This is a genomic window from Chitinophaga oryzae, from assembly GCF_012516375.2.
GTDB classification, from domain to species: Bacteria; Bacteroidota; Bacteroidia; order Chitinophagales; family Chitinophagaceae; genus Chitinophaga; species Chitinophaga oryzae.
On record NZ_CP051204.2, the window covers coordinates 4,346,300 to 4,360,422 of the forward strand.

General features: G+C 49.0%; 11 protein-coding genes. 5 read left to right on the top strand and 6 right to left on the bottom strand.

Annotated elements, in window-relative coordinates; genetic code table 11:
• Positions 1-9: 9 nt before the first annotated feature.
• The 5 genes from HF324_RS17995 (at position 10) to HF324_RS18015 (ending at position 10,294) form a co-directional block, all read left to right on the top strand.
• Positions 10-1,464: a hypothetical protein gene (locus tag HF324_RS17995; protein ID WP_168860419.1), complete on the top strand. Its 1,455-nt coding sequence runs from the start codon at positions 10-12 to the stop codon at positions 1,462-1,464.
• A gap of 43 nt (positions 1,465-1,507) precedes the next feature.
• Positions 1,508-1,936 carry a hypothetical protein gene (locus HF324_RS18000; RefSeq protein WP_168803800.1) on the top strand — a complete coding sequence of 143 codons (429 nt, stop codon included), beginning with the start codon at positions 1,508-1,510 and terminating at the stop codon, positions 1,934-1,936.
• A gap of 83 nt (positions 1,937-2,019) precedes the next feature.
• Positions 2,020-2,514 (top strand): hypothetical protein, encoded by a 495-nt coding sequence (locus HF324_RS18005; protein ID WP_168803801.1) that lies wholly within the window; start codon positions 2,020-2,022, stop codon positions 2,512-2,514.
• A 74-nt stretch (positions 2,515-2,588) separates the two neighbouring features.
• Positions 2,589-9,536, top strand: coding sequence for a type I polyketide synthase (locus tag HF324_RS18010; RefSeq protein WP_168860420.1), 6,948 nt, complete (start codon positions 2,589-2,591; stop codon positions 9,534-9,536).
• Between the two features lie 5 nt (positions 9,537-9,541).
• Positions 9,542-10,294, top strand: coding sequence for an aspartyl/asparaginyl beta-hydroxylase domain-containing protein (locus HF324_RS18015; protein ID WP_168803803.1), 753 nt, complete (start codon positions 9,542-9,544; stop codon positions 10,292-10,294).
• A gap of 122 nt (positions 10,295-10,416) precedes the next feature.
• Here HF324_RS18015 and HF324_RS18020 read toward each other — a convergent pair whose 3' ends face one another.
• Genes HF324_RS18020 through HF324_RS18045 form a run of 6 tightly spaced genes read right to left on the bottom strand, consistent with a single transcriptional unit; the run spans position 10,417 to position 14,122 of the window.
• Positions 10,417-10,842: a hypothetical protein gene (locus HF324_RS18020; RefSeq protein WP_168860421.1), complete on the bottom strand. Its 426-nt coding sequence runs from the start codon at positions 10,840-10,842 to the stop codon at positions 10,417-10,419.
• 14 nt (positions 10,843-10,856) lie between these two features.
• Positions 10,857-11,792 carry a TIGR02594 family protein gene (locus HF324_RS18025; RefSeq protein WP_168860422.1) on the bottom strand — a complete coding sequence of 312 codons (936 nt, stop codon included), beginning with the start codon at positions 11,790-11,792 and terminating at the stop codon, positions 10,857-10,859.
• 4 nt (positions 11,793-11,796) lie between these two features.
• A complete protein-coding gene (locus tag HF324_RS18030) occupies positions 11,797-12,390 on the bottom strand; it encodes a hypothetical protein (RefSeq protein WP_168860423.1) in 594 nt (197 codons plus the stop codon).
• Complete coding sequence (locus HF324_RS18035; protein WP_168803808.1) at positions 12,387-13,151, bottom strand: N-acetylmuramoyl-L-alanine amidase; 765 nt, start codon at positions 13,149-13,151, stop codon at positions 12,387-12,389. The genes HF324_RS18030 and HF324_RS18035 overlap by 4 nt, the downstream gene beginning before the upstream one ends.
• On the bottom strand, positions 13,129-13,632 hold the full coding sequence (locus HF324_RS18040) for a hypothetical protein (protein ID WP_168803809.1): 504 nt from the start codon (positions 13,630-13,632) through the stop codon (positions 13,129-13,131). The genes HF324_RS18035 and HF324_RS18040 overlap by 23 nt, the downstream gene beginning before the upstream one ends.
• A complete protein-coding gene (locus HF324_RS18045; protein WP_168803810.1) occupies positions 13,619-14,122 on the bottom strand; it encodes a hypothetical protein in 504 nt (167 codons plus the stop codon). Before HF324_RS18045 ends, HF324_RS18040 begins: the two co-directional genes overlap by 14 nt.
• Between the last annotated feature and the right edge of the window lies 1 nt (position 14,123).

The following is a 14,123-nucleotide window of genomic DNA, read 5'->3' on the forward strand; positions in this document are numbered from 1 at the left end:
ACCAGGATTATGGCAAATCTGACCTTTGACTATTCGTTCCAGCCATCCGAAATATTCACTAATTCGGTAGTGGACCTGAATCTATATGTGACCAACAATACGAATGACACCATTGAATTCGAAGGAGGCCCCAACAGCGACGAAATCCATATAAACTTCCCCCAGGGATCGGGTGCCACGAAACTGGTAACCAATGTTGGCTTTACCGCCAACTCCGATACAAAGTATTTCAGCTGTGCAAAAAGTGCCAGCGATGATGATTATGTCATCACCGCTACCATGAATGTACCGATTCCAAAAGGCGGGCAGATTCATATCATCTTTCTTCAGGTGCCTATCAATGATACCCCCGGCACGGCCCCTGTTACCTTCACAGAATACCTCGGGTCCGCCGACCCCGCCACCGGCACCAGGGATATTGTTAAAACACAGCCGGCTGCCCTGAGTATCATGGCTTATTTGCAGCAGCAGGTCGTAGGACTGGGCCAGACAACCACCCTTACCTGGTACTCTACCGGCGCCACCAGGGTAGTTGTAACAGGATTCGCCACCGGCGACAAGCAGCGGACCTTCGCTGTACAGGGCGACAGGCCCCCGTATAAAGGGTCATGCATTGTGGATATTGCCGCCGACCTGGACAGCACCACCTACACATTGATAGCATACAACGGCAACGGCAACTCGGACCCAAGTGTGCAAACATACGTAGTGCTGTATCATGGCGATGCAAAAATCAATTCCTTTGTTGCCTATAAAACGGATGATCTGAGCCAGCATAATGAAGTAGGATCGGAGCCACTCGCGGTAGACCAACCTGTCACGCTCTACTGGTATCTGACTTATGCTTCCCGCTGGCAACTAAAGCCTCCGGGCAAGCCACTGAACAATCCGATCACCCCACGGCAGGTGACGCCGGGAATGGAGCTGGTACAGGCCTTTCCAGGCAACTACAGTAACATGCCGGCAACATCCGATTATAAGTTGACCGCCTTCGGATTTAAGGACAGGAACCCGAGCCAGACCATCAGTTTCAAACTTAAACCGGTAGGTATAGGTTACTTCAAATTCAAGGACCCTGCCCTTACGCAGGTCGTATGGCAAACAGATCCGGCAGACTGGCTGGCTGTGGAAATAAATATACCTGCACAACAGCCATATACTTTTACGATATGGCAGCCTGGCGGAAAGTTCGATGTATACTATCTCGGAAGCAATGATACGCATCCGCAGATACAGTATTTCGATTACACTAAAGTCAGCGGCGACCAGTACAAACTCAGCTGGATAACTGCGAACCTCACCAGTCTTACCCTCAATCCGGGCAATATCAGTATTACCGGCGACCAGATTAAAAACGGATCACAAACATTGAAGCTGGAAGCAGCACAATACAGACTTACCGGACTGGCCTCGGATGGCAGTAAAATCGACAGTGTCCTGAATGTGCCCTATACAGGTAATTAAAAAATCGATACCGATTTATTGTTCACCTTTAAAAACACATGTTATGACAGAGAAAACTCAATCCCTCGAACCGGAAATCCTGGTAGACCCTAATTGTACCATCACCATTGTAGTGGGAAATAATATTCCCAACTACCCCTCCACAGTATCCAAAAAGAATATCACAGATGCGCAGAACGCCATCGGGCGGCTGACATTCGCAGATATATGGAGACTGCCACCATGGAGAATTGAGGAAGGTACTGTACGCCTGGATGTACAGGGCGCCATTGCTAACGGCGGCCGCAACTGGCAGGTGCAGATCAATGGCATAAATGGGAACTCCACCATTTCTGCCACACTGGTACAAGGCAATCTGGCCACAGCCTCTACTGCAGAAAGACAGCAGTACGTTCAACGCATGGTGCGCAGGGCGTTGGAAGACAGTCTGTCTACAAAAAAAGTGACAGACGTAAATGGACCTTGCAAATAAACAACTCATCCGGGCCGGCGATTCCGCCAGCCCGGTTTTCCGTTTAATCCACACCGTTAGTAAACTCTACAAAATTATTTCCTATGGCAGAAATATCCATTAAAGAAGGCGAAGCAAAGCAGGTTACAGGAAAAGACACCTTGAAATACCCTGATATCAACAGCTGCTTGTCGCTCACCGCCGTTTTCACAGATGACAAAAGAGTAGGCGGTCACGCTGTGATGTTTCCTGCATCTCCGCAACTCACCCTGAAACAGATTTGCGATTACCTCATTGCCAATAAAGGGAGCAGCAATACATTGATAATTGTGGGAGACATTGGCACATGGAATGACAACTGGTCCATGCTGGATGAAACTAAAAATCTTATTATCAATGGCAGGAAGGTCAACAATGCCGGCGAACTGGGGCCAGCTATGGGTTTTACCAACAATGTACTGAAGGATACCATTGTCTGCAATGCCAGTGGAGGCACGTATGACGTCTTCTTCGGTTTTGAAGGTGGCAAAAGAATCTACTGGTGCGTTGATCACAAAACCGGCACCATCTGTACCAAGTTTGGACAACAGCCCTGGTAAAATCTATTGCTGTCGGCATTTCCATGGTTAGATGCCGGCAGCTTTTTTCAGACACTATACTCAAATTTTCTTTCATGGAGCATACCACTCTCGTCGATCTTATCTCCAGGTTCCCTATCGGCAAAGCGAATGAAAAGGTGCTCGTTTTCCTGGATCACAACGGTCATGAGTCAGAGGTTTTCACCTACCGTACCCTGAAACAGCAATGTACTACGATCGCTGAAAACCTGCACGCACATTTGTCTTCCGGAGAAATGGTATTATTGTGCACAACGGAACAATCAGATTTCACCACCGCCTTCTTTGGTTGCATGATGGCAGGTATTATCCCCGCCCCCATGCCTCCGGTGCGTAATAACAAGGATAAAAACGGACTGGAACGCATTGTCCGCATACTGCAGCAACAGCATATACTTACTATTGTCCTGCCGGAAGAGCAGGTATCCTTATTCCGGGAAGCCTTGCAGGCGGCCAATCTTTCGCAGGTGCGACTGATACCTGTAGAGCGGCTCCGGCATCCGGGTATTACCGCCGTGGCGCTGCCCGAAATCAATGAAACAGATATTGCCTATATACAGTATACCTCCGGATCTACCGGTACGCCGAAAGGGGTGCTGATAAAACATCAGCAAGCCATGAGTAACCTCGCCTTCATGTACCGGGTCTTTCAACGCAGCGAATCTGTAAGAGTAGCCGGCTGGCTGCCCTTCCATCACGATATGGGACTGATCGGACATCTGCTCACCGTCCTCTTTGAGCATGGTTTCGGCGTTTTCATCAGCCCACAATCCTTTATGTCCACTCCCGCCCTCTGGCTGAAAATCATCGGTCAGTACCAGGCCAATGCAGCTGCGGCGCCACCTTTCGCATTTGACCACTGCTGTAATAAAATCCACAGTGCAAAAGGATTGCAACTTTCTTCCTGGAAATACGCCTATGTAGGCGCTGAAACGATCTCCCCTGAAGTATTGCAGCGATTCGCTGTCAAATTCGCTTCTGCCGGATTTAACCTGCATACCTTCAAACCGGTATACGGATTGGCAGAGGCTACCCTCCTCGCAGCAGGCGGCGGAAAAGGACTGGACGAACTACTAACGCTGGCACACAAACGCGAAACGGGAAAAAGCCACCGTCAGCTACTCCCCTACTATACAGATCCTGAAGTTCAAATTTTCATTCAACAACCTGAAACCGGCAACCGGCTCCGGGATGGAGAAGAAGGAGACATATATATTCTGGGCGCAGGCAATGCCAGCGGATACCTGGAAGATAAAGGCATACAGCCCATTCCGGAGGGGGCCCCCATCAAAACCGGCGATACCGGTTACCTGGAAGAGGGCCGTCTTTACATTACCGGCAGGTCCAAAGATATCATCATTGTACGGGGGGTAAACTATTCTGCCGATGATCTGGAAAATACCATCCGTTATCATCAGCCGGATATCCGGACAAACGACAGAACGGTCTGCATTTCCCACATCGCTGCCAGCGAACAATTATTCGTATTCCAGGAAATACACCGGCATACGGACAGTGCCACCCGGGAACGTATTTGTAACAGTATTAAGGGAAGCCTGGCGGAAGGTTATGGCATCACACCGGATCAAATCATCCTTGTTCCTTCCGGTTGCATTCCCAGGACCACCAGTTATAAGGTATCCCGGAAATCCTGCCTGGAACGCTATTTACAAGGAAAGTTGCCGGTCATGAATGCAGACAGCACTTCCATTATGCCGGAAGATGATGCTGTGGTAATTGTGGCCATGGCCTGTCGTTTTCCGGGCGCTGACTCTCCGGAGGCCTTCTGGAAACTGTTACAGCAAGGCGGTGACGCTATTTCAACAGTACCTTCTTCCCGCTGGGACAACGATGTGTTCTATGATGAAAGACCGGCCATGCCGGGCAAGGTAAATACCCGCTGGGGCGGGTTTGTGGCCGGTATCGATCAGTTTGATCCTGCGTTATTCGGCATCTCACCGCATGAAGCGCCGGAAATAGATCCGCAGCAACGTATGTTGCTGGAAACCTCCTGGCGCCTGCTGGAGAATGCCGGCTGGAAAAAAGAGCAGCTGGCAGGTACGGATACCGGCGTTTTCCTGGGCGTATCTACTAACGATTACCTGTATATGAAAATAAAACTCATCCCGGGAATGGAAAGCTTCAATGCCTACTCCGGGTTGGGAAATGCGAATAGTCTTACTGCCAACAGAATTTCCTATACTTACGATTTGAAAGGCCCCAGCATGGCGATAGATACTGCCTGCTCCTCTTCTCTTACGGCCTTTCACCTGGCGGTAAAAGCCATTCGTAACGGGGAATGCACCCAGGCGATGGCAGGTGGCGTAAATGCGTTGTTATCGCCCGGCCCTACCATAACCTTATCACAGTTCGGCATGATGTCGCCGGCAGGCAGATGTAAAACATTTGATGCCAGCGCAGACGGATATGTACGTGCAGAGGGTTGCGGCATGGTAATGCTCAAACGCAGGTCCGCCGCGTTGCGCGATGGAGATCCGATACTGGCCACCGTACTTGCCAGCGCTGCCGGACAGGATGGTAAAAGTAATGGCATCACTTCTCCTGACGGCCCTGCCCAATACCGCCTGATCTCACGGACGCTCACAGAAGCCGGCATCTCCCCGGAAACAATTTCTTTTGTGGAAGCTCACGGGACAGGTACCTCCCTGGGAGATCCCATCGAACTGGAACAACTGGTAAAAATATATGGCCAGGGAACAGCGGGCGACTGCCATGTAGGCGCGGTAAAAGCGAATATCGGGCACCTGGAAGCCGGCGCCGGTATTGCGGGTTTGATAAAGGCGGTGTTAATGCTGCAACATGGTCAGATTCCTCCACAGCCGCATCTGCAGGAATTAAATCCACGTATACACCTGGAAGGCAGCCGGCTGAAAATCCCTGTCACCCTGCGCCCGTGGGCAGCGAACGGCCCGCGGAGAGCTGCTGTCAGCTCCTTTGGCTTTGGCGGCGCGCTGGCACATGCCATATTGGAAGAGGCAAAGCCGGCAGTTGTTCCCCTGCCTTCCGGCTATACGCTGTTTACACAAACGCCATTCCTGTTCTCTGCACATGCGCCGGAAGGCTTGCTGCAACAAGCGGACAACTGGATTGATTTTCTTTCAAAAGATCCCGCTATCAGTATTCACGATTTATGCTATACACAGGCAATAACGCGAACGGATTTACGATACAGGCAGGCATTTCTCACAGATAGTAAAACAGTACTGCTACAAAAGCTGAAAGCCTTCAGGGAAGGGGTTATTCAGCCCACCGACCCCCTCGCCGACGGACAGCGCTGCTTCGTTTTCTCCGGGCAGGGCGATCAATACAAGAGTATGGGCAGGGAGCTGTATTTCCATTTTCCTGCATTCCGCCGTGCCTTTGATCGCTGTGCTGCCGTCGCAGATGATCCTGAAACAGGATATTCACTGGTAGGTATGATCAACGGAAAAGAAGAAGGCACCTTCCTTTTAGGACATGATTACCAGCCCGTGCTTTTTGCGGTACAGTATTCCCTGGGCATATTGCTGGAGGAAAGTGGCTGTGTTCCGCAACTATTGCTGGGCCATAGCATTGGCGAATACGCGGCAGCCTGCCTGGCGGGATGTTTCGATCCGGAAACCGGTATTGCCATGCTGAAAAAAAGAGCCGCATTGCTGACAGCACTCCCCCGTGAAGGCAGTATGCTGACGGTTTTTGCCGATAAAGAAACTGTAGCGGCAGCCATCGCGGATATCCCGGAACTCTGTATTGCAGCGTTGAATAGTCCTGCTAAAACAGTAGTGTCCGGCAGTCCGGAGGCAATTAACACCGCCACTACTTTCTTCAGCAGCCAGAAAGTGGGCATTTACTCATTGAAAGTTTCGCAGGCTTTCCATAGCCACTACATGGACCCTATCCTGGGGCCCTACCGGGAGTTCCTGCAACAGTTCACTTTCCGTGCGCCATCCAGAAGATGGATTTCCTCTTTACATGGCGCTGAAATGACCATGGCGCCAGATGCCGATTACTGGATAAAGCAAACCAGGCAACCCGTGAACTTCCAGCAGGCAGTTACCCTGCTGACATCGGAAAAAATACGCGAATTCGTGGAAATAGGGCCTGGTGGCAATACGCTGCTGGCCGTCAGTGAAACAATTGATTGCAGTAACACACAGCTTCTGCGTACGCTCAATTTCCGCAAGGGCGACAGAACAGAAGCCTATTTTCTGCTGGAAGCATTGGGCCGCATGTACTGTGCCGGTGCAAATATCCACTGGGAGCAGGTGTTAAAAGGCAATGCCTTCCCTTCCATGATTCCTGGTCAGGCCTTCCAGCATAAACGCTACTGGTTGCCGGGACTGAGTCCTGAACAACTGACGGCATTTGCAGATCATGCCCAGCATATCCGCAGCGACGAAAAAACATTGCGCGATTGTTTTTATCACATTCGCTGGAATCCTGCTGAAACAATAGCCACAGCTATTCCGGAAGATACCTTGCGCCAAAAAATCAACTGGATCATTGCAGCGCCGGCAGGCGTGGTGACAGAGCAACTATTACAGCGATTAAAAGCGATGCAGAAAAGTGTATACTGGTTCTGTACCGGCGGTGACGTATCCACTGGAAAATACCGCCCCGATTACCAGTTTACGGTTCAATCCACGAAAGCAGATTATCGCCGGGCACTGGATAAGGTGGTAAATCTGCAGCGAAAGGAAAATGAGCGGGAGTGGAAAATTATTTATGGAGATGGCAGCGTGTCAAACTACCAGGGGGGCACGCCTGATCACCGTATATCCGATAGCATCAGCACCCTCATCCCCTTCCTTCAGGCTGTCAAAGAGAGCGCTTTGGTAATGCCGCTATGGCTGCTCACACGCCATGCGCAGCCCGTACCTGCGGTCAGTAAAGAACTGCAATTATCCGCTTCCCCTCTTTGGGGGTTTGGCAAAACCTTATTCCTGGAACATCCGGAATGGAGAGGCGGTATGATAGATATCACCGGCGCGGAAGATGTGCCGGCATTATTGTATAAAATACTGCAACCAGGCAAGGAGCACTGCATTGTATTGCGACAAGGGCAACAGTATATCACACAATTGGAGCCCGTTCGGGAGATGCCCGCAGCCGCTGCTACCCTTCGCAGCGATGGCGCTTATATCATTACCGGCGGCTTCGGTGGCCTGGGCCTGGCCTGCGCTTCCTGGCTGGCAGGCAAAGGCGTGAAACACCTGGTGTTGCTGGGCCGCAGGGAAATGCCGCCAGTGGATAGGTGGAGCAGTATTGCGGACACGCACCCGGAATATGCAATCGTACAACAGTTGCTGGGTTTACAACGGGAAGGAGTACTCGTAGAAATATATCGTATAGACGTAAGAGATAGCACCAGCCTCTCCGGGGTATTTGCGCAGCTGGATGAGCAGGGAATACCGATACGTGGCGTGTTACATGCAGCGGGTGTCAATTGGTTTTCCAAAGTAATGGAGCTGGACAGCCGCAAACTGGCCGATACCCTGCAAATCAAGACAGATGCCTCCTGGCAGCTGCATGAGCTAACCAAAAACCGGGACCTGGATTGCTTTTTGCTCTTCTCTTCAGTGTCTGCACTGTGGGGCTCTGTCGACCTGAGTCATTATACAGCAGCTAACTATTATATGGATATGCTCAGCGTATACCGGGCAGGAATGGGGCTTCCTGCTACTTGTATCGACTGGGGCCCATGGGCGGAAGCAGGCATGAGTGCCGGCGAACAGGAAACTCATGTATTGCAACAGCTGGGCTTCCGGCTCCTGGCCCCGTCGAGGGCATTGACCAGCATGGAGACAGCCATCGCGAAAAAAGAACCGCTGTTACTCATCGCAGACATTGACTGGGACAAATTCCGGCTGTTTACAGACTTCTCTTTACAGCCTTCGTTATTCAGCCAGGTGGTAAAAAGCAATACCGCCAGCTCACCTGCGGCCGGCAACCTGGATCATATCCTTAGCAGTGCCCCCGCAGCTGCCAGAGCACAGATAGAAGAGGTTGTCAGAACAGAACTGAGAATGGTGATGCTGATAGAATCGATGGATACCATTGATGCCCGCCAGCGCTTCAATTTCCTCGGGATGGATTCTCTCATGGCCATTTCCTTTGTAGCGCGGCTGGAGCAGTACTTCCACTGCAAGCTGCCCGCCACCATGGCATATAACTATCCCACCATTGAGGCGGTGAGCGATTTTATTTTCTCACTGGTATATAAAGAGCAAAATATCACCGTACCGGAACCAGAAACGGCGCCAGCGCCGGCAATACCTGCAGTGCATGCCTTTGTAGTATTGCAGAAAAAGCAGCACCCGGTCAAACAGCGTTTATACTGTTTTCCGTATGCCGGTTCAGGCGCATCCGTCTATGGACGATGGGCCGAAGCATTTGGGTCCCAGGTGGAAGTAATTGCCGTGCAGCCACGGGGGCGGGAAGAGCGCAGCCATGAACCCGCATTCAGGGAATTACCTGCACTCATTGCAGATTTGCTGCAGGACTATACAGATCCGCAGGAAGAGTTCTTCCTTTTCGGCCATAGCATGGGCGCATTGATGGCCTATGAATTTTATGCCGCCTTAAAAAAGGCCGGCAGGAAATTGCCTGCAGGATTGATATTATCCGGATGTGGTGCACCATTGGAGGCCGGCAGCGGCACCTTGCATCAATTAGGCGAAGAAGCCTTCATTGAGGAAGTAATAAGAAGCTATGGAGATCCCGGTATTGCGGCAGAAAGAAGACAGGCATTGCAGCATAGCAGTGAATTGTTGCGGGCAGATTTACAGGCACTCGAATGCTATCAGCCACAGGGTACCGCCATCAGCGTTCCCCTAACAGTGGTCAGCGGCCAGGAGGACCAGCTGGCGCCTCCGCAAGCCGTACGCCGCTGGATGGAACTGGCCACCAACAATTTTTCCATCCGCTTCCTGAAAGGGGGCCACGACCTGGTACAACAAAGAAGTCAGGACCTCATTCAAATCATTTCTTCAGCCATCAAGTAAATACTATGAGCAATAAAGTAAAACCCTGGTATAATGTATTTGGAGGCCGGTACACCGGCAATCAGCCCCCTTTTTACGAGCGGGAGGAGCTGCCATGGGTACGGATACTGGAAGACAACTGGGAAACCATCCGGGATGAAGTGACAGGACTGATGCAGGAAAAGCCCGCCCGGCTACGCCCCTATTTCATTAACAAATCCATGTCTTTTCCTCCTAAGAAGTGGAAGACGATGGGATTGTATTTCTGGAAATTTACGATGCACGGTAATTGCCGGAAATGCCCGGAAACAGTAAAGCTGATGAAACAGATCCCTAACCTGACGTCGTGTTCGCTGAGTGTATTGGAGGCGGGATCGAATATCAATCCGCATCAGGGGGATACCGATGCAATTATCCGCTGTCATCTGGGATTATCTGTCCCTGCCGGGCTGCCGGATTGTGGTTTCCAGGTGTCCAGGGAGATACGTCCCTGGGAAAATGGGAAAGCCCTTCCCTTCTGTGATGCGCATACGCATACTGCCTGGAATCATTCCGATACGAGAAGGCTGATTCTTATCATTGATGTAATACGGCCGGAATTTGCCGGGCAGCAGAACATGATCTGTGCGCATGTACTCGCGTCTTCCGTATTACAAATGTTGTATCAGCGCTTTGCCTTCCTGGGACGGCAGTCGGGCTATCTGAAAAAGAACCTTTACAACCTGCTGCGATATTCTATCTGGGTGGTATTACCCATTCAAAGATTCAGACTATTCTGATCGGACAGGCAGTCTTTGTCTATGGATGGAGACTGCCTTCCTGTCTTACTGTTAAGCGCAGGTTCCGTAAGTTGCCTGTGATCCCGCTCTGTCCAAAGGGCAAACAACTGGCGATCAATCCGCTACTTGTGAACAGCCTGCTTCATCAGCAAACGAACGGCGGTATCCTTTCGTTTGTCGTGCAGCTCCACAAAGGCCAGTCCTACTTTGTCGTAGGGTAATTTTACAGAAATATAACTGCCGGCAGTTTCGTAGATATATTCAAGGGCGTCAATGGCGATATTGTCTTCATCGGTAAAGCTCTCGGTATCACCTTCAGCATTGAGTTTGCCAACACCCGTCACTTTCTGCAACACCCGGGTCCCAACGGTCTTCACCAGCGAAAAAGTAATGGTTTTATTCTTCTCCTGCAGGGATTGTTTATTGGTAACCACCAATTGCCAGGCAGTGTCCTGCTGCTGCCAGCTGTAACGTTTCACCTGTGCTTGTGCGATGGATGCCAGCCATAGACAGCCTATCAACAGGAGTGCAAAAACTTTTCTCATCATGACAACAGATAGCATTATGATTCAGTAGAAGAATTATCCGCTTTATCGGAATATTCCGGGAGCTCATAGCAAGCCAGGCATACCTCATAGTCTTTGGGCACCACAAACGCCAGAAAATCGTTTTGTGCATACAATGCGGCCTTCAGTGCATTTCCCTGGTTACCCCCAATAACAACCAGCTTTTTACCCTTCCCTTTTACCTCCCGGGTACCGGCCACAAAACCGATATGGCCGCCGCCCCTGCGCTGTTTGATGGCCAATGCACCATATACCGGGTTAGCGATCACCTTGCCACCCTGCCATTCCTTCCATTTTAAGGCCCGGGTTTTATCATAGGCATCCTTTGATTTAAGGCCTTCCATTCCGGAATTTTCCATGACCCAGTTGACAAAAGATGCGCACCAGGAATTATTGCTGTCAGTGATCTTTAGGTCATTTTCATACGGCGTATTGGTATAATACTTCATGATTTCCGGGGATCTCTTACCAGCCGACTCCACAATATTTTTAGCGTTTTCGCTCAACACCAGTTTCATCCAGGCGGCATCCTCCACACAATGGCATTCCTTGTGCTCCACGATTTCATTGGACGGATCATCTTTTGACACCGTTTCAAAAATAAATTTTTGCCCCGGGTCCATGACAGAGATCTTGCCTCCTACTGTACATTGACAGGTAGATTTATCCAGCAATTCATCTATACCGTTGTTATCGACAAACTTTGAAGGATCTTTCCAGGGCATGGTAGCAGGTGAACAGCTGCCTTTGGTGATACTGCAGGTACCGAATGGCATAATATTTTCGTTGGGCTTACAGTCCTGTACTGTAGCCTGCAGCTTGTCTTTCAGCTTTTCGGTCTGTTGAGAGGTTACCTTTAGCTTCGTGGGAGCGCTGCCTTTATCGCATTGCAGTGTGGCCCCATCCACTACATAGTATCTTTGGTCGCCCATCTTGTCAGTTTTTATATTTGCCCAGTAGCATAAAATAATTGTTGAGTATCTTCTGCTGGCTCTTTACCGGCTGCATTGCATAGTAGCTGTAAATATCGTTCATCGCCAGGTCCATTTGCGTGGATGACAGGCTGGAAGGCGTCTGAGCCGGTATCTTAAGGTATTTGCCGATCAGTTTTTTAAACGGTACTATCTCATAGAGGATATCTTCCAGCAAAAACTCTGACGATATTTCCGCCCGGGCAGAGGAATGCTGGACCGTGATCCAGAAAAAGCACCAGCTATCTATTTGTTGCAATACCTGCTCTTTCTTCGCTGGCGGCAGTTTTTTCAGATATTCTTCCAGGGAATAAAGCAACTGGTTCAGATCGTCCGTCCGTTGCTCTTTCAGATAAAAATCAGTCTCATCTTTATAATATTTGTTCCGCAGCGGTGCTGAAAAAGGCCTCAGGAAAGTGCTGTTGAGCGCGCAATTGGATAACAGCTGCGTGGCATACTTCTCCTGTAAATCCTTCAGCAGTGTAAAATCAGTGGTACGCGCACTGCACATCAATACACTCCCCAATAACAGCAACAATCCTATCCATACTTTCTTCATAATTTCGGCATTTGAAAAAAATCAATAAAGAAGCTGCTCTTCTGTTCCTTTGGTGTTTCCGCAGGAGCTTTTTTGAAGATATGTTTATATACGCCTGTGGCTATTTCTTTTCCGATCTGATCGTGTTGCTCCTGTATTATTTTAAGCTCTTTATCATTATCCAGAAAGGCCAATTCCACCAAAGCCGCTCCTTCTTTCTTTTCTTTGTTGAATTCTCTCAGCACGTATAAACGGGGATGCTGGGTTTGTGTATCATCCTTTACGCCTCTTTTTTCGAATAGCGTGATCTCATCCATAATGGCCTGGGCAAATGCCTGTTGTTTTTCGTCACCTTTACAATAAAACACCGAGGTGCCGGCTGCCTTATTCGGTACGCCGGCGGCATCCACATGAATACACAGGAAAAAATCCGCCGCTACGTCCAACGCTTTCTGAATACGCCATTCCAGTTTCTTACCGGCGTTTTTCAGGTCTCCGGTCCTCGTCATGGCATTGGCCACTCCGAAGGCATCCAGGTATTTTTTGATGGAATTGCATACCAGCAGGGTGATATCTTTTTCATAGGTTTTACCGTCATTGGCTACCGCCCCCGGATCTACGACTGCAATCAGCTTTCCTGTTTTTTTGCTGATGTATTGGTCACCATGGCCAGGGTCCAGCATTACCTTCAGCGGACTTGCATCCAGCATCTTTCCGTAGAATTCCTGCTGTATGCCGGCAGTTTCCACTTTCGTAATTTCAGCTTTTAAAACCTTTGACATAAGGGCGGGTTTTATATTTATTCCACAATTTCAGTATGACTAAAAACAGGATACTATAGATAATAAAATAGGATATCATTAACAGCCATCTTGCCCCTGTGCTCAACTCCGGATCTCCATAAGGGCTGAATACAATATGCCCCTTGACAATAGGCCAGTATCGATATGTTCCGTCTGATTGTATCGCGATGGCTTTATCCTCAGTAAATATCCATGAGGCAATAGCCATCACCATGCTCACTACTGTAACTACTACCGCTATTACATTCGCACGCCCAAAAGACACCTGAATAATTCGTCGTATGATACCTGACGTGATATAACACACTATTACAAATGAAAGCACACATTGCACAATTAACACCATCGCCCATTCCCTCCAATAACTCCCCAAAGCCAATGAAATCAGGAAAAAACCCAGGCACACCCATAAAAAGAGATGTCTTTCAAACAGTGAACCGGTCATGTTATTTTTTGTCATTATAGCTTAAATTTCTATTCCACTCCTCGTCTTTAAAAGGATAAACAATACCTTTCTCTGGATTCTTTAGTATGTATACATTGATTTTATCCTTACCGTTATTCAGCGATAGTAAGTAAACGTCACTTTCTATAGACATGAATACAGTGAAAATATACTTCATTCTTTTCTTTAACTCTACATTTGAAATTGTTTTTAAATCATTCAAAAGAGCCGAATCCAATGACTTATTATTCATTTGCAGCCATTCAGGAATATGCGTTTTAATAGTCAAAATGTCGCTATCTGACAAAGGCAGCGGTGATGGATTCAATAATTTCCATTCGCCAATCTGTTTATAGCCAAATTTATTTATATATTGGCTTGCATCTATGGGTCCGTCAATGGACTGGACGTAAGTAGTTGTATTCATCTTTTTGTTCTTTGCAGAAAAACAGCCAATAAATATTGCGACTGTTGCCACTGCTAAAAAGTAAATTATTGTTTTCATT

Excerpts from the sequence above, each read along its gene's own strand:
- HF324_RS17995 (WP_168860419.1), top strand. The coding sequence starts at position 10 with ATGGCAAATCTGACCTTTGACTATTCGTTCCAGCCATCCGAAATATTC.
- HF324_RS18000 (WP_168803800.1), top strand. The coding sequence starts at position 1,508 with ATGACAGAGAAAACTCAATCCCTCGAACCGGAAATCCTGGTAGACCCT.
- HF324_RS18005 (WP_168803801.1), top strand. The coding sequence starts at position 2,020 with ATGGCAGAAATATCCATTAAAGAAGGCGAAGCAAAGCAGGTTACAGGA.
- HF324_RS18010 (WP_168860420.1), top strand. The coding sequence starts at position 2,589 with ATGGAGCATACCACTCTCGTCGATCTTATCTCCAGGTTCCCTATCGGC.
- HF324_RS18015 (WP_168803803.1), top strand. The coding sequence starts at position 9,542 with ATGAGCAATAAAGTAAAACCCTGGTATAATGTATTTGGAGGCCGGTAC.
- HF324_RS18020 (WP_168860421.1), bottom strand. The coding sequence starts at position 10,842 with ATGATGAGAAAAGTTTTTGCACTCCTGTTGATAGGCTGTCTATGGCTG.
- HF324_RS18025 (WP_168860422.1), bottom strand. The coding sequence starts at position 11,792 with ATGGGCGACCAAAGATACTATGTAGTGGATGGGGCCACACTGCAATGC.
- HF324_RS18030 (WP_168860423.1), bottom strand. The coding sequence starts at position 12,390 with ATGAAGAAAGTATGGATAGGATTGTTGCTGTTATTGGGGAGTGTATTG.
- HF324_RS18035 (WP_168803808.1), bottom strand. The coding sequence starts at position 13,151 with ATGTCAAAGGTTTTAAAAGCTGAAATTACGAAAGTGGAAACTGCCGGC.
- HF324_RS18040 (WP_168803809.1), bottom strand. The coding sequence starts at position 13,632 with ATGACAAAAAATAACATGACCGGTTCACTGTTTGAAAGACATCTCTTT.
- HF324_RS18045 (WP_168803810.1), bottom strand. The coding sequence starts at position 14,122 with ATGAAAACAATAATTTACTTTTTAGCAGTGGCAACAGTCGCAATATTT.